This is a genomic window from Kitasatospora sp. NPDC038210 (assembly GCF_055600605.1).
This window is the reverse complement of the sequence record NZ_JBVJYK010000001.1, coordinates 260651-283597: the sequence shown is the minus strand read 5'-3', so window position 1 is coordinate 283597 and position 22947 is coordinate 260651. Positions and strand designations below refer to the sequence as shown.

General features: G+C 74.2%; 10 protein-coding genes. 4 read left to right on the top strand and 6 right to left on the bottom strand.

Annotated elements, in window-relative coordinates:
• Positions 1–7: 7 nt before the first annotated feature.
• From ACZ7KX_RS01190 to ACZ7KX_RS01175, 4 genes are all read right to left on the bottom strand, one after another.
• Entirely contained in the window at positions 8–1747 is a 1740-nt protein-coding gene (locus ACZ7KX_RS01190) for a phytoene desaturase family protein (protein ID WP_470324654.1), read from the bottom strand.
• Entirely contained in the window at positions 1734–10976 is a 9243-nt protein-coding gene (locus ACZ7KX_RS01185) for a non-ribosomal peptide synthetase/type I polyketide synthase (protein WP_470324653.1), read from the bottom strand. Before ACZ7KX_RS01185 ends, ACZ7KX_RS01190 begins: the two co-directional genes overlap by 14 nt.
• Before the next feature lie 73 nt (positions 10977–11049).
• Entirely contained in the window at positions 11050–11907 is an 858-nt protein-coding gene (locus tag ACZ7KX_RS01180; RefSeq protein ID WP_470324652.1) for a sterol desaturase family protein, read from the bottom strand.
• Positions 11908–12181: 274 nt separating this feature from the next.
• Positions 12182–13606, bottom strand: a complete 1425-nt coding sequence (locus tag ACZ7KX_RS01175; RefSeq protein WP_470324651.1) for a helix-turn-helix domain-containing protein — start codon at positions 13604–13606, stop codon at positions 12182–12184.
• Between the two features lie 374 nt (positions 13607–13980).
• On the opposite strand from ACZ7KX_RS01175, the gene ACZ7KX_RS01170 reads away from it, so the two are divergent.
• Complete coding sequence (locus ACZ7KX_RS01170; RefSeq protein ID WP_470324650.1) at positions 13981–17190, top strand: M28 family peptidase; 3210 nt, start codon at positions 13981–13983, stop codon at positions 17188–17190.
• Positions 17191–17297: 107 nt separating this feature from the next.
• Here ACZ7KX_RS01170 and ACZ7KX_RS01165 read toward each other — a convergent pair whose 3' ends face one another.
• Both ACZ7KX_RS01165 and ACZ7KX_RS01160 read right to left on the bottom strand, forming a co-directional pair.
• Positions 17298–18143 (bottom strand): hypothetical protein, encoded by an 846-nt coding sequence (locus ACZ7KX_RS01165; protein ID WP_470324649.1) that lies wholly within the window; start codon positions 18141–18143, stop codon positions 17298–17300.
• Positions 18144–18211: 68 nt separating this feature from the next.
• Positions 18212–18838 (bottom strand): hypothetical protein, encoded by a 627-nt coding sequence (locus ACZ7KX_RS01160; RefSeq protein ID WP_470324648.1) that lies wholly within the window; start codon positions 18836–18838, stop codon positions 18212–18214.
• A 190-nt stretch (positions 18839–19028) separates the two neighbouring features.
• On the opposite strand from ACZ7KX_RS01160, the gene ACZ7KX_RS01155 reads away from it, so the two are divergent.
• The 3 genes from ACZ7KX_RS01155 to ACZ7KX_RS01145 all read left to right on the top strand — a co-directional run bounded on the left by ACZ7KX_RS01155 (position 19029) and on the right by ACZ7KX_RS01145 (position 22892).
• A complete protein-coding gene (locus ACZ7KX_RS01155) occupies positions 19029–20267 on the top strand; it encodes a cytochrome P450 (protein WP_470324647.1) in 1239 nt (412 codons plus the stop codon).
• Positions 20268–20432: 165 nt separating this feature from the next.
• Positions 20433–20939 (top strand): carboxymuconolactone decarboxylase family protein, encoded by a 507-nt coding sequence (locus ACZ7KX_RS01150; protein ID WP_350522000.1) that lies wholly within the window; start codon positions 20433–20435, stop codon positions 20937–20939.
• A gap of 186 nt (positions 20940–21125) precedes the next feature.
• Positions 21126–22892, top strand: coding sequence for a penicillin-binding transpeptidase domain-containing protein (locus ACZ7KX_RS01145; RefSeq protein WP_470324646.1), 1767 nt, complete (start codon positions 21126–21128; stop codon positions 22890–22892).
• Positions 22893–22947: the final 55 nt, after the last annotated feature.

Below are 22947 nucleotides of genomic sequence, written 5' to 3'. Positions count from 1 at the left end.
GTCCCGCTCACTCCGCAACTCCCACTTCCGCCGCCTCCGCTTCCGGCACGACCGCCTCGGGCACCCCCGCGTCCGGCGCTCCCACGGTGGCCCGGTCGAGTTGCGGCAGGCTGCCCCACTTGCCCGGGTGCCAGGGCTCCCGGTTGTCGCTGGGCCAGGCCCGGAACGGCCGGCCGAGTTCCCGGCAGAGGTACTGCGCGGCGAACCGGCCGCTGGTGGCGGCCCGGATGAGCCCGCCGAGCGCCGTCCACTGCCCGGCCATGGAGAACCCGCTGAGGCCCGGCAGCCGCATCCGGTCCCGGTTGACCAGCCGGTTGGCGGCGTCCTCGGCCTCGGAGAAGGCCTGCCAGGCGAGGATGCTGCCGTAGGTGTTGCCGGTGAAGCGCTCGGTGGTCACCGGCGAGGCCACGTCGACCAGTTCGATCCGCCCGGCGAGGCCGGGGTGGGTCCGCTCCAGGAAGGTCCGGACGAACGCGGCGACCTCCTGCTTGCGCGCCCGGTACGCCTTGCGGTCCCGGACCCGCAGGTCCTTCCAGGAGCGGTAGTCGCTGAAGTAGGTGCAGTGCAGCACCGACTTGCCGGGCGGTGCGAAGCCGTCCGCGTAGGACGAGCGCAGCTGCACCACCAGGCTGTGCTGCAGCGAGCCGGGCAGCCGGGCGCCCTCCTCGGGCGCCAGCAGGTAGGTGGTGCTGTGCGGCTCGCCCTCGGGCAGCGGGCCGTCGACGCCGACGAAGGCCGAGACCACGGCCGGGTACAGGTTGCCCGGCTTGTCGAGCAGTTCGCCGTAGAGCAGGTCGGTGGCGGGGCTGGAGTAGCGGCCCTCCAGCAGCCGGTCCAGGACCGTCGGGCCGTCGCAGGCGGCGACCACATGGTCGGCGAAGTGCCTTGACCCGTCGCGGAGTTCGACGCCGACGGCGCGCCCTTCCTCGACCAGGATCCGCTCCACCCGGCAGCGGTAGCCGATCACCCCGCCGAGCCCGGTGTACCGCTCCTCCACCGAGCGCGCCAGCCCCAGCGAACCACCCTGCGGGAAACCCGCGTTGCCGTTGTGCGCGGCGGCCAGCGTGTACAGGTACGGCAGCAGCGGGAAGCCCGCGGGCTCCTGCAGGAACATGTTGGGGAAGGCCCGGCGCAGCAGTGGGTCCTGGAAGCGTTCCGCGAAGCCGCTCATCGGGGTGGTCGCGGTGCGCCAGAACAGCCGGAAGGCGGGCAGGACGGTGCGCAGGGTGCGCAGCCGCTCCGCCGTGGTGCGCAGCGGCGGCGGGGTGAGCTCCCAGGGAAGGTCGATCGCGGCGAAGCGGCGCAGGTCCCGGCAGAAGGCCCGGATCGGCCCGGCGTCGCCGGGGGCGAGGGCCAGCAGGTGGCGTTCCAGCCGGTCCGGGTCGCCGTAGAAGGTGACGGCGCGGCCGTGTTCGTCGACGACCCGGTTGAAGGTGTCGAAGCGGGTCACCGACTTGCCGTCGAGGGCGCCGAGTTCGCTCCAGACCTGGTGCGCGCCGGTGCCCTCGGCGGTGCCGATCAGCCAGTCGATGCAGTAGTCGAACAGGTAGCCCTGCCGGGACCACGCGGTGCAGCAGCCGCCGGGCAGCACGTGCTTCTCGAAGATCCGGGTCTCCAGCCCGCTCATCTGCGCGTAGCAGCCGGTGGCGAGGCCGGCCAGGCCGGCCCCGATCACGATGACCCGGGGCGGGCCGCCGGGGGCCCGCTCCCTCGTGGACCAGTCCGGTCCGCGGTCAGCCGCGGCCATCGGCGGTGCCTCCGGCCAGGATGGCACCCGCCAGTTCGGCGTTGCGGGCGGCGTACTCGCCGTCGAGCATCTCGGCGTGGCTGCCGTGGCCGGCGTACACGGCGGTGCCGGTGGTGGAGGCGCCGTGCCAGGAGCCGTCCTCCCCGCCGACGTGCACGCCCAGCCGCTCGCGCTCGCAGACCACGTCGAGCTGGGCGCGCACGGTGCCCGTGTTGGGGGTGCGGCTGCAGAACTCCAGGTAGTCCCGGGCCTGTTCGAGCGTCTCGCGGGCGACGATCCGCGAGCCGGTGTGGCGGTGCAGGTGCTCGTGCAGTTCGCGTTCGAAGACGGCCACGTGCTCCTCGCCGAGGTCGAAGGCGTCCAGGACCCGGTAGGCGTCCACCAGCAGCACCGAACCGACCGTCCGGCCCCGGCGTTCCAGCTCCTTGGCCACTTCGAAGGCGAGGTTGCCGCCGAGCGAGTAGCCGAGCAGGACGTGCGGGCCGGACGGGTCCAGTTCCTCGACCAGGTCGGCGTAGCGGGCGGTCTTGTCGTCGCCGGTCAGGTAGTTGAAGGCGGCGATCCGGTGCTCGGGCAGGTGGGCGGCGAGCTGCCGGTAGACCAGGCCGTGGCCGCCGGCGGGCGGGAAGCAGAAGACCGTCCGGCCGCCGGTGGCCCCGGCGTTGAACCAGAGGTGGGGCTGGCCGCCGGCCACCTCGCCGGTGATGATCTGCTCGATCGTGCGGGCCATGCCGTGCAGGGTGGTGACCTTGAACAGCAGGCCGACCGGGATGCCGATGTTGAACTCGGTCTGGAGGTGGTGGATCAGCTCGATGAGCCGGATCGAGCTGCCCCCGAGTTCGAAGAAGTCGTGCTGCAGGCCGACCTCCTCCAGGCCGAGCAGGGTGCGCCAGTGCTCGGCGACCCGGGTCTCGTAGAGGGTGACGGGCGGTTCGTGCCGGGCGCCGCCGGTGTCGGCCTTCGGCTCCGGCAGCGCGGCGAGGTCGACCTTGCCGTTCGGGGTGAGCGGCAGGGAAGGCAGCTCGGTGAGGTAGGAGGGGATCATCACGGTGGGCAGGTGCTCGGCCAGGTGGCGGCGCAGTTCGCGGCGGTCCAGCACGGTGCCCTCGGCGGGGACGACGTAGGCGGCCAGGACGGTCTCGCCGGAGGAGTCCTGGCGGACCGCCACGCAGGCCTGGGCGAGTTCGGGGCGGGCGGTGAGGTGGGCCTCGATCTCGCCCGGTTCGATCCGGTGGCCGCGGACCTTGACCTGGTTGTCGATCCGGCCGAGCAGGTGCGCGGTGCCGGCGGTGTCCCAGTGGCCGAGGTCGCCGGTGCGGTAGAGGCGTACGGGCCGGCCGTCCAGCTCCAGGGTGGTGAAGCGCTCGGCGGTCTGCTCCGGGTCGTTGGGGTAGCCGGCGGCGACGCCCGCGCCGCCGATCCACAGCTCGCCGGGCACGCCCGCCGGGACCGGCTCGCCGTACGGGTCGAGGATGTACAGCGCGCTGTTCGGGAAGGGGCGGCCGATCGGCACCATCCGGCCGGGCTCCAGCTCCTCGGCCGCGCCCTCGTAGTAGGTGCTGTCGACGGTGGCCTCGGTCAGCCCGTAGGAGTTGACCAGCCGGGTCCGCCCGCCGCACAGGGCGCGCAGCCGGCGGTGCTCCGCGGCCTTCCAGGAGTCGGATCCGACGACGACCAGCTTCAGGAAGTCCAGTCGCAGCCCGTCGCGTTCGCAGTGGGTCAGCAGTGCGCGGGCCACGGCGGGCACGAACTCCCCGCAGTCCACGGCTTCTTCGCGCATGACCCGGTGCAGCCGGGCGCTGTCGAAGAGCAGCTCGCGGTCGACCAGGACGAGGGTGCCGCCGGTGCCGAGCGCCCGGGCGAGGTCGCCGGAGAAGACGTCGAAGGCCGTTCCGGCCATCTGCAGGTGCACCCGGGCCTCGGTGTCCAGCCGGTACTCGGCGCGCCAGCCGGCGGTGACGGCGGCCAGGTTCCGGTGGTCGACCCGGACGCCCTTGGGGCGGCCGGTGGAGCCCGAGGTGTGGATGACGTAGGCGGCCCGGTCGGGGTCGGCGGCGGGCAGCGTCCCGGTGGCCGCGGCGGGCAGCTCCAGTTCCTCCAGGGTGACCGGCCGGGCGGGCAGTTCGGCGGGCAGCGGGCCGCGCTGGTCGACCACGACCAGCTCGGCCCGGGCGTCGGCCACCTGGTACGCCAGCCGGTCCGCCGGGTGCCCGGGGTCGAGCGGGAGGTACGCGGCGCCGGCCCGCCAGATCGCCAGCAGGGTGGTGATCAGCTCGGGTGACTTGTCCAGGCAGACGGCCACCACCGAGCCCTCGCCGACGCCCAGTTCGCGCAGCCGCAGGGCCGCGCGCCGGGAGCGCCGGTCCAGTTCGCCGTAGGTGAGGCGCCGGACCTCGTCGCGGCCGGGCGCGACCACGGCGACGGCCTCGGGGTGCTCGGCCGCGGCCTTGGCGATCAGTTCGGGCAGCGGGGTGTCGTGGTCGATCCGGCGTTCGGCCCCGCTGAAGCCCGTGAGGATCTCGCGGCGCTCGGCCGCGTCCAGCATCCGCAGCCGCCCGACCGGCTCGCCCTCGGGGGCGCGGGTCATGGCGTCCAGCAGGTTGCGGTAGTGCGCCGCGAGCCGCCGGACGGTGGCGGGCTCGAAGAGGTCGGAGTTGTACTTGAAGACGCAGTGGAAGCAGCCGTCCGAGCGGTCCTCGTAGGCGGACAGCGTGAGGTCGAACTGCCCTTCCTCCTCCGGGAGTTCGATGTACTCCAGGCGGTAGCCGAAGCGCTCCACGGCGACCTTGTGGGTGAGCAGGATGAACATCGCCTGGAACACCGCGGAGCGGCTCGGGTCGTGCTGCAGCCCCAGCTGCTCGACCAGCAGCGGGAAGGGGTACTCCTGGTTGTCGAGCCCGCCGAGCACGCTCTCCCGCACCCGGGCCAGCAGCTCGGCCACCGTCGGCTCCCCGGCCAGGCTCACGTGCAGCGGCAGCGGGTTGACGAAGTAGCCGTAGACGGAGGCGAACTCCTCCTGGGTGCGGCCGGTGACCGGGCTGCCGACCACGATGTCCGGCTGCCCGGACCAGCGGTGCAGCACCAGGTAGTAGGCGCTGAGCAGCACCATGAACGGGGTGGCGTTGTGCGCGCGGGCCAGCTCGTGGACGCGGGAGGTGAGTTCGGCGTCCAGCCGGAAGAACTCGGAGGCGCCGTTGTGGGTCTGCACGGCCGGCCGGGGCTTGTCGGTCGGCAGCGCCAGCACCGGCATCTCGGCGGGCAGGTGGCCGCGCCAGTAGTCGAGCATCCGCTGTGCGGCGGGCCCGGCCAGGAAGCGGTTCTGGTGGTTGAGGAAGTCCAGGTAGCGGGCGGCGACCGGGGGCAGGTCGGGGGTGCGGCCCTGGCGCAGCGCCTCGTAGACCTCGAACAGCTCCTCGATGAAGGTGAAGGTGGAGATCGCGTCCGAGACGATGTGGTGGACGGCCTTCATCAGCACCCAGCGGTCCGGTCCGCGCCGGAACAGCCGCAGCCGCACCAGCGGGTCCTCGGCGAGGTCGTAGGGCCGCCGGTACTCGCGGACGATCAGCTCGTGGATCTCCTCCCACGGGCGGCCCTCGACGTCGAACAGCCCGGTGTCGGCCTCGGCCTGCGCGCGGATCCGCTGGACCGGCCGGCCCTCCTCCGCCGTGAACGCGGCGCGCAGTCCGGGGTGGCGGGCGACGAGGTGGCGGAAGGCGGCGAAGACCAGCTCCGGGTCGAGCACCGCCCGCACCTCGACGGCGCCGCCGATGTTGTACGCGAAGCCGTCCGGGTGCAGCTGGCGCAGGAACCAGAGCGCCTGCTGGTTGTGGGTGAGCGGGTAGCGGGACTCGTCGGTGTGCAGGTCGACCTCGGCCCGGGCGGCGTCGCCGTCGGTGTCGAGCCGCTCGGCGAGGCCAGCGGTGAGCAGGTCGGCCAGGTCCCCGACGGTGCCGTTGCTGAGCAGGGCCACCACGGGCAGGGCGACGCCCAGCTCGCCGTGCACCCGGGCGCGCAGCTCCATGGCGAGCAGCGAGTCCAGGCCGTGCGCGCCGAGCCGGGTGTCGCTGTCGACCCGCTCGGCGCCGATCCGCAGCACGGCCGCGGCGGCGGCGGTGAACCGCTCGGTGACCAGCGCGCGCCGGGTCTGCGGGTCGGCCGCCCGGTAGGCGTCCAGGAAGCCGCCGGTCTCGGCCGGGGCCTGCTCGGCGGCGCTCGCCGCGAGGTCGGCGACCAGCGGCGGCGGCGCCGGGTACCAGGCGAGGAAGGTCGGCCAGTCGACCACGGTGGCGACCAGCAGCTGGGCGCGGTCCTGCCCGAGGACACGCTCCAGGACGGCCGTCCCGGCGTCCGGCGGCAGCGAGCTCATGCCGCGGGCGTCGCGGTAGTGGGCGACCAGGCCCAGCTCCTCGATCATGCCGGTGGCCCAGGGGCCCCAGTCCAGGCTGAGCGCGGGCAGGCCGTCGGCCCGGCGGTGGTGCGCGAGGGCGTCCAGGAAGGCGTTGCCGGCCGCGTAGTTGGTCTGCCCGGCGGTGGTGAGCAGGGAGGCGACGGAGGCGAACAGCACGAAGTGGTCGAGCGGTTCGTCGCGCAGCAGCCGGTGCAGCAGGTGACCCCCGACCACCTTGGGGGCGTAGCCGGCGTCGAAGGACGGCCGGTCCATCTGCGCCAGCAGGGTGTCCTTGACCTGCCCGGCGAGGTGGAACACGCCGCGGATCGGCGGGCGTTGGCGCTCCCGGTAGTCGGCCAGCCAGGCGGCGAGGGCTTCCTCGTCGGTGACGTCCACCGGGGCGAGCAGCGGTTCGGCGCCGAGCGCCTGGAGTTCGCGCAGGAAGGCGATCCGCTCCCCGGCGGGGGTGTCCGGGTCGGTGTGCGCCCACTGCGAGCGCTCGGGCAGGGCGGTGCGGCCGACCAGGATCAGCCGCCGGGCGCCGCGCTTGACCAGGGTGCGGCACAGCAGCCGGCCGAGGGCGCCGAAGGCACCGGTGACCAGGTAGCTGCCGTCGGGGCGCAGGACCGGCGGGAGCGGCCGGGTGAGGCCCTCGGCCTGCCGCAGTCGGCTGGTCAGGCGGCCGCCGGCCCGCAGCGCGATCTCCTGCTCGTCCCGGGCAGCGAGTTCGGCGAGCAGTGCCCCGGCCTGGTCGGTCGCGGCGACGGCCGGGTCGAGGTCGATCAGGCTGCCGCGCTGGGTGACGAGTTCCTGCTGCCACAGCACCCGTCCGATGCCCCAGGCGGGGGCGCCCAGCGGCTCGACCCGCTCGCCGGGGGCCGCGGGCTGGGTGCCCCGGGTGACGATGTGCAGCCGGCCGTCCGGGCGGGCCTCGGGCAGGGCCCGGGCGAGGGCGATCAGGGAGTAGGCGCCGAGGGTGGCGAGGCCGTCGAGCCGGTCGGCCGTGGTGGCGTCGAGCGCGGGCAGGTCGAGGTTCCAGAGGTGGACGACGGTGTCGTAGCCGGGCTCCAGGGCGGCGAGCAGTCGCCGGACGTCCTCGGCGGAGTCAGGGCGTACGGTCGAGTGCCCGTCGGCGTACCGGTACTCGGTGCCGGGGCGGACGAGGTGGCAGCTGGCGCCGCGTTCGGCGGCGAGTGCGGCCAGCCGCTCGGCGAGGCCGCCGCCGTCGGCGAAGAGCAGCAGGTCGCCGGTGGCCTCCTCGGCGGCCGGGGCGGGTGCCTCCACCCAGGCGACCTCGGTGAGCCAGCCGTCGATGGTGGCCAGACCGACGGAGGCCGGCGCCTGGGCGACGTCGGCGACCCGGAAGCCGGTGATCCGGCCGAGCGGGGTGCCGTGCTCGGCGTACAGGGCGATGTCGCCGACGAGTTCGTCGCCGCTGTCCCGGGTGACGGTGGCGTGCGCCCACAGGGGCCGGTCGCCGATCTCGTCGAGCCGGACCTCCTCGATGGCGACCGGCAGGCGGACGCTGCCGCCCTCGGGCGTGTGCAGCGTGGTGGTGAGCAGGGTCTGGAAGCAGGCGTCCAGCAGCACCGGGTGCAGGTGATGGTCGGCCGCGTCGGGGCCGAGTCCGGCGGTCGGCCGGATCCGGGCCAGTGCCTCGCCGGGGCCGGCCCAGACCTGCTCGACGGCCCGGAAGGCGGGCCCGTAGTCGTAGCCCCGCTCGGCCAGCCGCCGGTAGCACTCCGGTCCGTCGAGGTGCTGCCCGTGGGCGTCCGGCGTCGAGACGTCCAGCGCGGGGCCGTGCGAGCGCCGCTGGCCGGTGCGGACGCGGCCGCAGGCGTGCACGGTGGGCTCGCCGCCGGCCGGGGTGGCGGCGATGCTGAAGCGGGCGTCCTCGGGCGCGTAGCCGAGCTGGACGGTGACGGGCTCGGTCTCGGAGAGGAAGAGCGCCCGGTTGAGCTCGACCTCGGCCAGCACCACCTCGGTGCCGCCGGTCAGGGCGCGGACGGCCTGGGCGGCCATCTCCAGGTACCCGGCGGCCGGGAAGACCACCTGGCCCTCGATCCGGTGGTCGGTCAGGTACGGCAGCCGTTCGGGGTCGAGCGCGGTGGTCCAGCCGGGCTGGGCGCTCGCGGTGCGTCGGCCGAGCAGCGGGTGGTCGACCCGGCCGAGCCGGACCTGCTCGACCGGCGCGGGCTCGACCCAGTACCGGTCGCGTCGCCACGGGTAGCCCGGCAGCGGCACCGGCCGGCCGCCCGGATGCAGCGCATCCCAACTGAACTCGACGCCGAGGGTGTGCAGTTCGGCCAGGCTGCGGGCGAACCGTTCGGGTTCGTCCTGGCTGCGGCGGATCGACGGCAGGGTGTGCGCCTGCTCGGCGCACTCACGGATCGCGTGCCCGAGCACCGGGTGCGGGCCCAGCTCCAGGAACAGCGCGTGCCCGTCCTCGGCCATCCGCTCGACGGCGGCCCGGAACCGGACCGGGTTGCGGACGTTCTCCCACCAGTACCCGCCGTCCAGCTCCGGCCCGCGGGCGAGCCCCTCCCGCGCGGTCAGGTAGAGCGGCAGCCGCACCTCCTGCGGCTTGAGGGCGGCGAGCGCCGCGATCAGCTCGTCCCGGATCGGGTCCATCCGCACGCTGTGGTACGGGACTTCGACGTCCAGGAGCCGGGCGAACACGCCCTGCCGCTTCAGCTCCTCGGCCAGCTCGCCGAGGGCTTCGGTGTCCCCCGCCAGGGTCACCGCGGACGGGCTGTTGACCGCCCCGAGCGAGATCCGGGTGCGGTACGGCCGGATCCGGCGCTCCGCCTCCGCCTCCGGCAGGCCGACCGCGAGCATGCTGCCGGTGCCGGCCAGCCGCTGCTGGAGCCGGCTGCGGGCCAGCACCACCCGGACGGCGTCGGCCAGGTCGTACACCCCGGCCTCGTGGAAGGCGGCGACCTCGCCGGTGCTGTGGCCCACCACCGCGTCGGGGCGCAGACCGTGGCTGCGCCAGAGCGCCGAGAGCCCGACCTGGACGGCGAAGTTGGCGGGCTGGGCCAGCCAGGTCTCGGCCATCCGGGAGTCCGCCTCGTCCCGGTCCAGCTCCGTCAGCAGCGACCACCCGGCCTGCTCGCGGATCTCCTGGTCGACGGCCAGCACGGCCTCGCGGTAGGCCGGTTCGCTCTCGTACAGGCCCCGGCCCATCCCCCACCACTGCGGGCCCATGCCGGTGAACACCCAGGCCAGGCGCCGCTGTCCGCGCTCCCGGGCGCGGCCCCGGGCCACCCGCGGGTGCTCCTCGCCGCGCTCGCACGCGGCCAGTGCCTCGTCCAGGTCCTGCCGGGAGCCGTACGCGACGGCCAGCCGCTCGGGCAGGTGCTGGCGGCGGTGCGCCAGGGTGTGGCCGAGGTTGGCGAGGGAGGCCCCGGCGGCGAGCTCCTGCCGTACGGCGGCGACGAGTTCGGGCAGTCCTGCGGCGTCCTTGGTGCTCAGCGGCAGGACGGTGCACGCCGGCTCCGCGGCCGGTGCGGCGGGCCCGGGGCGGGGCGGCTCCTCCAGCAGGACGTGCGCGTTGGTGCCGCCGAAGCCGAAGGAGTTGACGCCCGCGCGGGCCGGGCCGCGGTGCTCGGGCCAGTCGACCGGTTCGGTCGGGATCTCGAAGGGCAGCGCGGCCAGGTCGATGCCGGGGTTGGGCCGCTCCAGGTTGAGGTGCGGCGGGATGCGGCGGTGCTTGAGGGCCAGCGCGGTCTTGATCAGCCCGGCGACGCCGGCGGCGGCCTCGGTGTGCCCGATGTTGGTCTTGACCGAGCCGACGTAGCAGCGGTCCCCGGTGCGGCGGCCGACGCCGAGCACCCGGCCGAGCGCGGCGGCCTCGATCGGGTCCCCGACCGGGGTGGAGGTGCCGTGCGCCTCGACGTACTGCAGGCTGCCGGGCAGCACCCCGGCCTCGGCGCAGACCCGCTCGATCAGGGTGACCTGCGCGTCCGCGCTGGGGACGGTGATGCCGTTGGTGCGGCCGTCCTGGTTGACGCCGCTGCCGAGGATCACCGCGTGCACCGGGTCCCCGTCGCGCAGGGCGTCGGAGAGCCGCTTGAGCACGACCACGCCGACGCCCTCGGCCCGTACGTAGCCGTCGGCGGAGGCGTCGAAGGCGCGCGACCGGCCGTCCGCGGAGAGGAAGCCGCCCTTGGTCTCGGCGATCGTGTACTGCGGCGCCATGTGCAGCAACGCGCCCCCGGCCAGCGCGAGTTCGGTCTCGCCGCGGAGCAGGCTCTGGCAGGCCAGGTGGACCGCGACCAGGGAGGAGCTGCACGCGGTGTCGATCGAGACGCTGGGGCCGCGGAAGTCGAAGCAGTGCGAGATCCGGTTGGAGACCATCGTCATCATGGTGCCGGTGGCGGTGTGCGCGGCGATGGTGGCGAAGTCGAGGTCGGCGAACTGCAGGATCTTCCAGTCGAGGGTGAAGGCGCCCATGTAGACGCCCACTTCGCGGCCGGCCAGCTCGCCGGGGCGCAGGCCGCCGTCCTCCAGGGCCTCCCAGCTGACCTCCAGGAGCTTGCGCTGCTGCGGGTCCATGTGTTCGGCCTCGCGCGGGCTGATGCCGAAGAAGTCCGGGTCGAAGGTGTCGAAGCCGTCGATGTAGCCGCCCCGGCCGCCGATCAGCCGCCCCGGCTTGGCCCGGTCACGGCTGCCCAGGGTGCCGGTGTCGTACCGGTCGGCGGGCGTGTCGGTGAGACAGTCCCGGCCCTCGATCAGGTTGCGCCAGTAGGTCCGGTGGTCGTTGGCGTGTCCCGGTAGGCGGCAGCCGATACCGGTGATCGCGATCGGTTCGCGGGGCGCGGCGGAGGGCGAGGAGGTCATGGTCCAATCCGGAGGGTGATGGATGCTGGCGTGGCGCCGGGGCACGGGCGAGGGGCGGCTGCGCGGACCGGGTTCAGACGGACTGCTCGGTGGTCTTCGCCCGGCGCCAGGGGTGGAGCAGGCTGGCGCCGAGCTCGCCGGTCGTGGGGAACGCCGCGGGATCGGTGAGGCCGACGGTGGTGGGCACGCGGCCGGGCCGCCAGGTGAAGCTCCCGAACACGTGGTCCCACAGCGAGAGGTCGGAGGAGTAGTGGCCGGCTTCGGCGAGGTCGGTGCTGTGGTGCAGGCGGTGGAGTTCCGGTCCGGCCAGGACGTGGCCGAGCGGGCCGAGGTGGACGTCGATGTTCGCGTGGACGAAATACCCCTGCGCCAGAACGAATATTCCGACCACGAACACGGAATCCGCGGAGAATCCGATCAGAGCCAATGAAAGTTGGACGACGGACTGCGCGAAGAGGACGTCCAGGAAATGATTCACGCCGTTGTTCGCGACGTTCACCTTCTCCGGGACGTGGTGCACGCCGTGCAGCCGCCAGAGCCACCGGTTGTGGTGCGACCAGCGGTGCACGAGGTAGTCACCGAGCGAGCCGACCAGCAGCGCGAGTGGGATCTCCACCGCGAAGGGGAGCGCCGGGTGCGCCGGGCCGAGCAGTTCCACCAGCGCGGTCACCACGCCCTGGGCCAGCGCACCGCCGACCATGCTCAGCACGAAGTAGACGCTGTACCAGCCGAGTTCGCGACGAGTCGGGTGCCAGTCGGTCCGGTACGGGATCACCCTCTCCAGCACCGCCAGGTATCCGATGACGGCCACCAGGACGAGCGGGGAGACCCGGTCCGGCGCCCAGTGGAAGTGCAGGGTGGCGACGGCGGTGCAGAGAACGCCCAGGAGCAGGAGCGGATGGGCGAGCCGGCGTGCGGTGGCGTACAGCACGCGCCCCCCGTTCTTCGCGGACTAACGACTGGATTCGTCCACGACTCTAGCGGGAGCCGATGGTCGGGGCAGTCATTCGACGTGTTAACGCCATGAATGACCCGATCGGCGGACGATACGCGCACGAAGTTGACGCTCGAACGGCGTGAAGAGGGCGCATTTTGGCGCAGTTACGGAAGTTGCCGGGGTGCGGAGCCGTCACACCGCCGGGCGAGCGCCGTCGAGCGCCCCGTGTGACGGACACCGCGCCGAACACCGCGCCGCAGGCCGCCGCTCAGGCCCGGACCAGCTCCGCCAGCCGGTGCGCGGCGCGCGGTTCGCACGCCGCCAGGCGGTCGCGCAGGCCGCGCAGCTCGTGCTCCACCAGCGCGGGGAGGGCGGCCGCGGGCGTGGCCTCCAGGGCCGGAGCGAGGAGTTCGACGGCCGCCCGTGGATCGTGCGCACAGACCAGGCAGTCGGCCGCACGGACGACGAACAGCAGGCGGCTGGCCGGGAGTTGGGTCGGGCCGAGCAGGCCCAGGGCGGTCTCGGTGGCGCTCAGCGCCCGGCGGGCCAGCCGGGGGTCGTCCCCCGCCGCCGCGAGGTCGCGCAGCGCGGCGGCCGCCGCGGACTCGACCCGCATCCGCATCGAGGCGATGGAGAGCCAGGGCACGTCGGCCTCGTCCTCGACCCCGACGTGGTCCAGGTGCGACCGGGCCTGGCCGATCTGCCGCACGGTCTCCCGGACGTCGCCGGTCAGGGCGTGCGCGCGGGCCCGGCTGATCCGGCCCATCGCACCGGCCCAGGGCCGGCCGGGGGCGACCCGGTCGATCTCCCGGGCGTAGCCGAGCGCGGCCTCCGGGTCGCCGTCCAGCCGGGCCAGGATGCTCAGGTCGCTGAGCGTGCCGACCTGGGTGGCCTGGTCCCCGGCGAGCCCGGCCCAGGTGAGCGCGCGGTCGTAGCAGGCCATCGCGGTGGCGTTGCGGCCGTCCTGCATGCGCAGCGCGCCGGCCGCATGGGCGTGCTCGGCGGCCAGCCGGGCGAGCGGACGGCGCTGCGCGGCGGGTGCGGCGGCGAGCCTGGCGAGCACCGCGTGCAGGGTGCGCTCGACGGCGGCGGCCAGGCCCGGCCGGTCGCCGGTCTCGCCGGAGCGCAGGCGGGCGGCGAGCAGTCCGGTCAGGGCGTGCGCGGTGGCGGCGTCCAGCGGCGGGCCGGCGGCTGTCCCGGTGGGCGTCCCGGTGGGCGTCCCGGTGGCGCAGAACTCGGCGTGCAGACCGGCGAGTTCGGCGGCCGCGGGGACGTCGCAGCCCTCGGCGCCGTGCAGCGGGCAGAGCAGGCCGTAGTCGGGCAGCCGCGCCGGGGCAGGGGCGGCGGGGGCCGGACCGGCGGGGGCGACGCCCGGCAGCGGGGGCCGCAGCAGCGCGGGCGAGAAGACGTCGGCGCCGCACAGCTCGGCGGTCTCGGCACGCAGACAGGCGGCGCTCACCTCGCCTCCCGCGCCCAGGAGTCGGTCGATCCGGTCGGCGACCCTGGGGGTGACCCGGCGGGCACCGTGCTCGATCTTGCTGACGGCGGTGTGGTCGTAGCCGATCCCGGCGCCGAGCTGTGCCTGGGTGAGGCCGGCCCGGCGCCGCCAGTGCCGCAGCCGGGCGCCGAACTCCCGCCAGGCGCCCCGGCCCTGGCCGATCGGCGGCGCCGGAACGCCCGTCGCTGGGGCCACGCGGTTCCGCTCCACGGCTGCCTCCCCGGGGTGCGTCCTCGGCCCCGGCCGATCGTGGGGCCCGCCGACGATTCCAGTGGTTCCGACGACTCCGACGACCAGGACGGTACTCGATGGCCGCCCGCTCCGTACATGACGTGGTCTCAACCACTGCGAGGAAAGCCCAGCTTGACGCAAAGCAGCGCCGCGGGCTTGACGGAATTTGCCAACCCCATGCCTCGCCCGCACCAGCCATTGACCCGGGCATGACGCCATGTGAGGGTTCGGGCACCCGAGCGCGGACGGCCCGCACGGCCCTCCCCCTGCCCCGGCCTGCGGTGCGCCACCAGCCGTTGCCGTCCGCGGTCGAGGACCCCCACATGCGAGGAGCCTCGATGCAACGCAGAGTTTCCACCGGTCGGTTGCTCACCACGGCGACCACCCTGACCGTCCTGGCCGGCCTGATCGCCGCCACCGCGGGGCCGGCCACCGCCGCGCCCACTCCCTCCCCGGCACCGCCGAACGCCCTGGCCGCCGCCGTCAACGCGGCCGACGCCGCGGCCGCGGCCGGATTGGACGCACTCGCCAAGGGCCCCGGCGAGACCTACGAGCGCCGGGCCGTCACCCCCTGGATCGGCGGCCTCTACTCCGTCTCCTACGAGCGCAGTTACCGCGGCCTGCCGGTCGTCGGCGGCGACGCGGTGGTACTCGCCGACGGGCAGGGCAAGGTCCGCGGCCTGCAGTCCGCGGCCCCCGGCCCGATCGGCGGCTCCGTCACCCCGCAGATCGACGCCGGCCGGGCCGAGCGGACCGCCCGCGCCGAACTGCCCGCGGTGGACGCGGTGGAGTCGAACCGGCTGGTCGTCCGGGTCAAGGACGGCAACGGCGGCCGGCTCGCCTGGGAGACCGTGCTGACCGGCCGAAACGGCAACGCCCCGAGCCGGCTGCACGTCTTCGTCGACGCGGCGACCGGCGAGGTCGTCGACCGCTACGACGACGTCCACGCCGGCACCGTCAACAGCAAGTGGAACGGCCCGGCACCGGTCACCATCAGCACCACCGGATCCGGCGGCTCGTACTCACTGCGCGACCCGAACCGGCCGGGCCTGTCCTGTTCCGACTACGGCACCGGCCAGGTCTTCTCCAAGTCCACCGACTCCTGGGGCACCGGCAGCCCGACCAGCAAGGAGACCGGTTGCGGCGACGCCATGTTCGCGGCCCAGAAGGAATGGGACATGCTCCGCGACTGGCTGGGTCGCAACGGGCACAACGGCAACGGCGGCAGCTGGCCGGTGAAGGTCGGCCTCAACGACGTCAACGCCTACTGGGACGGCAGCACGATATCCATCGGCCACAGCCAGGCCAACGAGTGGATCGCCTCGATCGACGTGGTCGGCCACGAGTTCGGCCACGGCATCGACCAGTACACCCCGGGCGGCGCCAACAACGAGGCCGGGCTCGGCGAGTCCACCGGCGACATCATGGGCGCGCTCACCGAGGCCTACGCCAACGAGCCCGCGCCGTACGACAACCCGGACTACACCGTCGGCGAGATGATCAACCTGGTCGGCAGCGGGCCGATCCGCAACATGTACAACCCCTCGCTGGTGAGCAACAACCCCAACTGCTACTCCTCCTCCATTCCGAACACCGAGGAGCACGCGGCGGCCGGCCCGCTGAACCACTGGTTCTACCTGCTGGCCGAGGGCTCCAACCCGGGCGGCGGCAAGCCCACCAGCCCGACCTGCAACAACTCCTCGGTCACCGGCATCGGCATCAAGGACGCCGGGCGGGTCTTCTACGGCGGCATGCTGCTCAAGACCAGCGGCATGACGTACAAGCGCTACCGCACCGCCACCCTGACCGCGGCGAAGAACCTGGACCCGTCCTGCACCTCCTTCACCCGGGCCAAGGCCGCCTGGGACGCGATCAGCGTGCCCGCGCAGAGCGGTGACCCGACCTGCACGCCGTCCGGGAACAACGACTTCTCGCTGTCGCTCGGCCCGGCGTCCGGCTCCGTCCAGCCCGGCTCCTCGACCACGGCGACGGTCGGCACCACCCTCACCTCGGGCACCGCGCAGTCCGTCAACCTGAGCGTCTCCGGCGCCCCGGCCGGGGTCACCGCGACGGTCAGCCCGTCGTCCGTGCAGACCGGTTCGTCCGCGACGCTGACCCTGGCGGCCTCCGCGGGCGCCCCGGCCGGAACGTACGTGATCACCGTGACCGGCACCGCCGGAGCGGCCACCCACACCACCCAGTACACCCTGACCGTCGGCGGCGGGGGCAACCCCGGCGGGCCCGCGCCCGACATCGACGTCGCCAAGGTCCAGGCCCACTTGTCGCAGCTGAACGGCATCGCCAACCAGAACGGCGGCAACCGCCGGGCGGGCACCGCCGGGCACAGCCAGTCGGTGGCGTACCTCAAGGGCAAGCTGCAGGCCGCCGGCTACACCGTCAGCGAGCAGACCTGCACCTCCTGCACCTACCAGTCCAACAACCTGATCGCCGACTGGCCCGGCGGCCCGGCCGACCAGGTCACCATGTTCGGCGCCCACCTGGACAGCGTCGGCGCCGGCCCCGGCATCAACGACAACGGCTCCGGCTCGGCCACCCTGCTGGAGAACGCGCTCGTGCTGGCCCAGCAGAACCCGACACTGACCCGGCACGTCCGGTTCGCCTGGTGGACCGGCGAGGAACAGGGCCTGCAGGGCTCGCAGTTCTACGTCGGCCAGCTGGGTTCCACGCAGCGCTCCGCGATCAAGGCGTACTACAACTTCGACATGGTCGGCTCGCCCAACGCCGGCTACTTCGTCAACAACATCTCCTCCGCGGCCTCCGCACCGATGAAGGCCTACTGGGACTCGCTCAACCTGCAGCCGGAGGAGAACGTCGAGGGCCAGGGCCGCTCGGACGACTACTCCTTCCAGCAGGCCGGCATCCCCACCTCCGGCTACGCGGCCGGCGCCAGCGACACCAAGACCTCGGCGCAGGCCGCCAAGTGGGGCGGCACGGCGGGCCGTTCCTACGACTCCTGCTACCACCAGTCCTGCGACACGACCGGCAACGTCGACGCGACGGTGCTCAACCGCAGCGCCGACGGCGTGGCCTACACCATCTGGAAGACCTCGGTCGGCGGCAGCACCCCCGCCGACGACTTCTCCCTCGCGGTGAACCCGGCCACCGCCACCGTCAACCCCGGGGACAGCGCCACGGCGACGGTCTCCACCGCGACCACCTCCGGGTCGGCCCAGACGGTCAACCTGACCGCCTCGGGCGCCCCGTCCGGCGTCACGGTCACCTTCAGCCCGTCCTCGGTGCAGTCCGGCGGCTCCGCCACCGTCACCGTCGCGACCTCCGCCGCCACCCCGGCCGGCACCTACGCCATCACCCTCACCGGGACCGGCTCCGCCACCCACAGCACCGGCTTCTCCCTGGTCGTGGGCAACGGGAACCCGAACCCCGGTGGCACCTGGACGCCCGGCACCACCTACCGGGCGGGCGACCTGGTGACCTACAACGGAGTGAGCTACCGCTGCGTCCAGGGCCACACCGCCCAGGTCGGCTGGGAGCCGCCGATCGTCCCGGCCCTGTGGCAGCCGGTGTGACCGGGGCGACCTGACACCATCCGCAAGCCGCTGCGCCGCGGGCCGTCGAGGGGGACGGACCGCGGCGCAGCCGTGTGCCGGGGCGGGCGGTCATCCGGGGCGGGCGGTCATCCGGGGTGGAAGGCGACCCGGACGGTGGAGTCGAAGGGGAGGATCAGCCCGTTGCCCGTCTCCCAGGTCCAGTCGCGCGGGACGAGGAACATCCGGCCGCCGGAGTGGGCCAGCAGCCGGAGGCCCTCGTAGCGGTACCGGAACCGCGCGCCCTGCTCGACATCGGGCAGCACCGTCTCCCGCACCCCCGCCCACCCCAGGTGGAGCCGCTCCGAGGTGTCCAGGACGACCGCCGGACGCCGGTAGAGGTGGTGGGCGAGCTGCTCGGCGTCGGCCGTCCCCTTCTGCTGGGCGTACCCGTCGACCGCCCAGTACGAGCAGAGCACGACGAGCGCCACGCTGATGCCCAGCGCCGCGCGCTCCCCGGTCAGCGGGTAGGCCGCGCCGGTGCTGCGCACGTACATCAGCCGGGCCAGCACCGCGAGCAGCAGCGCACCCCCGAGCAGCAGCGGGGTGCCCATCGGGCCGGCGTCGACCACCTCGAACCCGGCCAGGAAGCCGAGCACCAGCAGCGGCAGCGTCAGCGCGGTCACGGCCAGGCAGATCCACCGGACCGTCCGGGCGCCGCCCGTACCGCCCCCGACCGCCCTGGTCGCGAGGTGGTAGCCCAGCGCGCCGACCAGCGCCCCGCACAGCGCCACCCCGGCCGGGACGTACAGCGCGGGCGAGCTGCGCAGCAGCAGGTCCTGGGTGGCGAAGCCGATCGTGCCGGCGTCGATGCCGAAGTAGCTGTAGAGCGAGCTGGTGTACGCGTAGCCGAAGAAGAAGAGGAGCGCGGTGAGGAGGGTGGTCGGGGCAACCCAGGTCGCGAGCTTGGCGATCCAGTCGGTCCAGGGCCGCACGGGCGGCTGCTGCGGCTCGTCCCGGGGCGCGCCCGGGGGCCCGTGCGGGGGCTCCTCCTCGGCAGCGCTCAGGAGTTGCTCCCGGCGCCCGGCGAGGTGTCGCCGTACGGGCTCACCCCGCCGTCGGGAGTCTTGCCGCCCGGGGAGGTGGTGGTGCCGTTGTCGGGGGAGATGATCGACACCCTGCCCACGGCCGTGATCCGCTTGCTGGAGCCGTCGACCGTGACGGTGAGGCAGATCGTGCGCTCCTTCGTGCCCGGCTTCCAGTCCGGGAGGGTGAACTCCACCTGCTCGCCCACGCCGTCGGTCACCCTGACCTGCTGCGAGCCCGGGTTGACCGCGTACGCCGAACTGCCGCAGTCGGCGACCTTGCTGACGGTGGCGTCGAAGCTGCTCGTCGACGTGAAGTGCAGCGCGATGAGGGCGCTGTTGTCGGTGCCCTGGACGTTCGCCGACGGCTCGCCGGCGGTCCTGAACCCGCCCTGGTTCCCGGTGTCCTGGGTCCGCTGGTCGTCGGTCCGGCCGTCGTCGGTCTGCCCGTTCCCACTCTGGCCGCTGTCGCTCCGCTGACCCGAGGCGGAGTCTCCTCCGCCGCCGCCTCCGCAGGCCGCCAGGGCCGGCACGAGCAGGGCGGCGGCCAGCCACCGGGCGGTCCGGCCCGTCCGGCCGCTTCCGAGGTGCCGGGTCCCGGGCATGCGTTCTCCCATCCGCGCAGCGAGCGGGGCCGGTCGGCCCCGCCGCACGGTACCCGTTCGCATACGGCCGGCCGGGCCGCCGCGCCGGCCCCGGCCCGGACCGCCACCCGGTCGGCGCAGTCCGGCCGCACCCCGGCCTGGCATAGAGTCGAAGCGGACGCACCGTCAGTACAGCGGAAGGACACCACCCGTGAGCACGGACACCCGCCCGGTACCGGAGCTGGCCCCGGAGGCCGTCGAGCAGTGGCGGGCCGAGGGAGCCGAACTCGTCGAACTGCTGGCCCGGGCGCAGCGCGGCGTCGGCGGCCTCGCCGCGGTGCGGCTCGGCCCGGCGCCGACCGTCCTGGTCACCGACCCGGCGGCGGTGCAGCACGTCCTGGGCCGCCACCCGGACCGCTACGTCAAGCGCTCGCACCGCGCGCGGATGCTCGTCGGGGACGGCGTGCTGTCCGCCACCGGGGACGCCTGGAAGCGCCAGCGACGGCTGCTGCAGTCCCAGTTCACCGGTACCGGGATGCGCACGTACGAGCGGCGGATCGCCGCCGCGGCCCACCGCACCGCCGAGCGCTGGGCGGGCTACCGGCGCAGCGGGGAGACCTTCGACGTCGGCGAGGAGATGCGCCGCTTCGCCCTGGACACCGTCTGGCGGGCGCTCACCGGGCTGCCGCTGGACGACCGGACGGACCACGAACTCCGTTCGGTGGAGCGGGTGGTGGCCGCCATGCCGAAGCTTCCGACCAACGCGGCGGACGCCAGGGACGCGGTCGCCGAGGACCTGGCCCGGGTCGACGCCGTCGCGCACGCGGCGATCGACGCGGCGCGCTCGGCCGGCCCGCTGGAGGAACCGGGCGTGCTCCGGGTGCTGCTGGACGCGGGCGACCGCTTCCCGGAGTACACCGACACCCTGATCCGCGACGAGCTAGTCACCCTGCTCGTCGCCGGGCACGAGACCACCGCCACCACGCTGACCTGGCTCTTCCTGCTCCTCGACGACCACCCCGGGGCCCGGACGGCCGACCCGCACGCGCTGGTGAGCGAGACGCTGCGGCTCTACCCCTCCGCCTGGCTGCTCCCCCGGCACGCCGTCGAGGACGACGTCGTCGCCGGCCACCGCATCGCCGCCGGGACGGACGTGCTGATCTGCCCGTACCTCACCCACCGCGACCCGGCCCTGTGGCCCGACCCCGAGCGGTTCGACCCGGCCCGCTTCGCCCCGGGCGCGGAACGCCCCGGCCAGCTCGGCGCCTACTTCCCCTTCGGCCTCGGCGCCCGCGCCTGCCTGGGCACCCAGTTCGCCCTCCGGGAGACCACGGCCCTCCTCGAACTCCTGCTGCCGATGGGCGCGGTGGAGTTCCGCGCCAAGCCGTCGGGCGCCGTCTACAGCATCACCGTGCGGCCGGACGGGCCGACGCCCGCGGTCCTGCGCTGAGCCCTCCCGCGCGGTGCTCGGACGCACGCATGTGCGGCGGCGCTGTCACAACGGCGCCGCGGGATCCGTCGGGGAGGTGACGGCACCGCCGATCACACCGACCGCGGCGCTCCCGCCGCGCCGGCCGCTCCGGCCGCTCCGGCCGCTCCCGAGAGGAACACGACGATGACCACCCGATCGATCACCACCGAGATCCCGCTGCGCCCCCGGATGGCCCAGGACCCGGTTCAGCTCGTGCCCGCACTGGCCGAGGTGTCGGCCGCGCTCTTCCGGGCCACCGGCAACCGCTCGGTGCCCCGCAGCACCATCGGCCTGGTCCAGCTGCGGGCGGGCCAGATCGCCGCCAACACCTACCTGACCGTCCTGCACACCGGCTTCCTCCGCAAGGCCGGCGAGAGCGAGGAGCGGATCACCTCGGTCGCCTCCTGGCAGGACTCGCCGTACTTCACCGCCCCCGAGCGGGCCGCCCTCGCCCTGGTCGAGGCCGCCCTCCGGCCCGACCCGCACGGCGAGCGCGTCTCCGACGCGCTGTACGCCGAGGTCGCCGAGCACTACGACGAGACGGCCCTGGCCACCCTGATGATCGCCATCGGCCAGGTCAACTTCTTCACCGCCGTCGCCGTGATCGCCAAGCCCGTCCCGGGCCGCGCCTTCACCGATCCCTGGGCGTAGCGGCGCGCCGCGGGGCCCGCCGGGCGGGCCGGCGGGCCCCGCGGCTCCTGCTGTCGACCGATCGCCCGGCTCCGCATAGGCTGGTCCGCGCTCGAACGGATCGCCGGACGACCGGGCGGGCAGCGGGCCGGGGACTGCCGGAGGGGGCGGGCCCGTGATCAGGCAGGACACAGGGGGGACGAGGACATGCGCGAGGCGCAGGAGCCGGACGACTTCGCCGGGTACACCGAGCTCGACGACGGCCACGGCCAGTTCGAGGACGTCGGGTACCGGGGCGTCGAGTTCGCGGACGAGGAGGAGGCCCCGCGCCGCTCGGGTGCGCGGCGGGCCGTGCTGGTGGCGGCGGGCGGGGTGTTCGCCGCGCTGCTGGCCGTCGGCGGGTACGGCCTCTACAACATCGTGGACGCCGTGCAGGGCGGCAACACGTCGAGCAGCGACGGCGGCGGCACGCAGGGGCCCGACACCGCGGCGAAGGGCCCGCAGGAGCCACCGACCGCCGACCAGGCCGCGGCGGTGGCGAAGGACTTCCTGGCGGCCTGGGGCCGCGGGGACGTGACCGCCGCCTCCGCCCTCACGGACAGGCCGGAGACCGCCCGCGCCGCACTGGCCGTGTTCCGCGAGAACGTGCCGACCCGCTCGCTCGCGCTGACCCCGACGGGCCCCGCCCCCGCCGGCACGGCGAGCGATCCGGCCGTCGGCTTCCGGGTGAAGGCCGAGTTCGAGAACACCACGGGCGCCTGGGAGTACGACAGCGCGCTCAGCGTCGGCCGCTCCCAGGACGGCAAGGCCGTCGTGCACTGGGCGCCGACCGTGCTCCACCCGCACCTCGCCACGGGCGGCACGATCGCCGTGAAGCAGTTGCCCGGCCCGGTGTCCAAGCCGGTCGACCGCAACGGCAAGCCGCTCGACGGCTTCCCGTCGCTGACCGCCGTGCTCGCCAAGATCGGCCCCGCCGACGGTGCGACCGTCGTCAACGGGCGGGCCGTGGTGCTCTCGGGCCCCGGGCGGGAGCCCGAGCAGCTGTTCGTACTGACCCCGCCGAGCGCACCGCAGGTCAAGCTGACCCTGGACGCCGGCCTCCAGCAGGTCGCCGAGGAGGCGGTCAAGCAGCAGGCGGCGGGCGGCAAGCAGGCCTCGCTGGTGGCCGTCCAGCCGAGCACCGGGAACATCCTGGCGATGGCCTACTCGCCGAGCAGCTACAACCGCGCGGTCCTGGGCGGCCAGGCACCCGGCTCCACGATGAAGGTGATCACCTCCGCCGCCCTGCTGGAGGCCGGGGTGTCCCCGGACACCGTGGTGCCGTGCAAGGACACCACCTTCTCACCGCGCCCGTGGCACAACGACGAGCCGGGCAACTTCCCCTCGTACACGCTCGCGGACGACTTCAGCCACTCCTGCAACACCGGCTTCATCGACAAGGGCCTGGAGAAGCTGCAGCCGGGCACGCTCACCAAGGTGGCCCGCGACCAGTTCGGCCTCGGCCTGGAGTGGCACATCGGCATCGACAGCCGGGACGCCACCGTCCCGGTGCCGGCGAACAACGACGACGCGGCCTCCGAGTACATCGGCCAGGGCAGGATCCAGGTCAACTCGCTGGCGATGGCCTCGGTCGCCGCCACCGTGCAGAGCGGAACGTTCCGCCAGCCCGTGCTGCGGGAGGACGCCAAGCGCGCGACGGCACCCGGGAAGCTCCCCGCCGACGTCGCCCGGGACCTGCGCTCGATGATGTCCAAGACCGCCACCCAGGGCACCGCCCGCGCCCCGATGTCCGGCCTGTCCGGCCAGATCGGCGCCAAGACCGGCACCGTCGAGGCCGGCGGCAGCCAGGCCACCAACAGCTGGTTCATCGCCTACCGCGGCGACCTCGCCGTCGCCGCCGAGGTCGAGGGCGGCGGCCACGGCAACAGCGCGGCCGGCGTGGCGGCCGCCCAGGTCCTGAAGGCCGGCGGCTGAAGGTCCGTCTTCAGGCCCCCGTCGTCCGCGTCGCTGCGGTCGGCGGGGGCCCACC

Excerpts from the sequence above, each read along its gene's own strand:
- ACZ7KX_RS01145 (WP_470324646.1), top strand. The coding sequence starts at position 21,126 with ATGCGCGAGGCGCAGGAGCCGGACGACTTCGCCGGGTACACCGAGCTC.
- ACZ7KX_RS01160 (WP_470324648.1), bottom strand. The coding sequence starts at position 18,838 with ATGCCCGGGACCCGGCACCTCGGAAGCGGCCGGACGGGCCGGACCGCC.
- ACZ7KX_RS01190 (WP_470324654.1), bottom strand. The coding sequence starts at position 1,747 with ATGGCCGCGGCTGACCGCGGACCGGACTGGTCCACGAGGGAGCGGGCC.
- ACZ7KX_RS01185 (WP_470324653.1), bottom strand. The coding sequence starts at position 10,976 with ATGACCTCCTCGCCCTCCGCCGCGCCCCGCGAACCGATCGCGATCACC.
- ACZ7KX_RS01170 (WP_470324650.1), top strand. The coding sequence starts at position 13,981 with ATGCAACGCAGAGTTTCCACCGGTCGGTTGCTCACCACGGCGACCACC.
- ACZ7KX_RS01150 (WP_350522000.1), top strand. The coding sequence starts at position 20,433 with ATGACCACCCGATCGATCACCACCGAGATCCCGCTGCGCCCCCGGATG.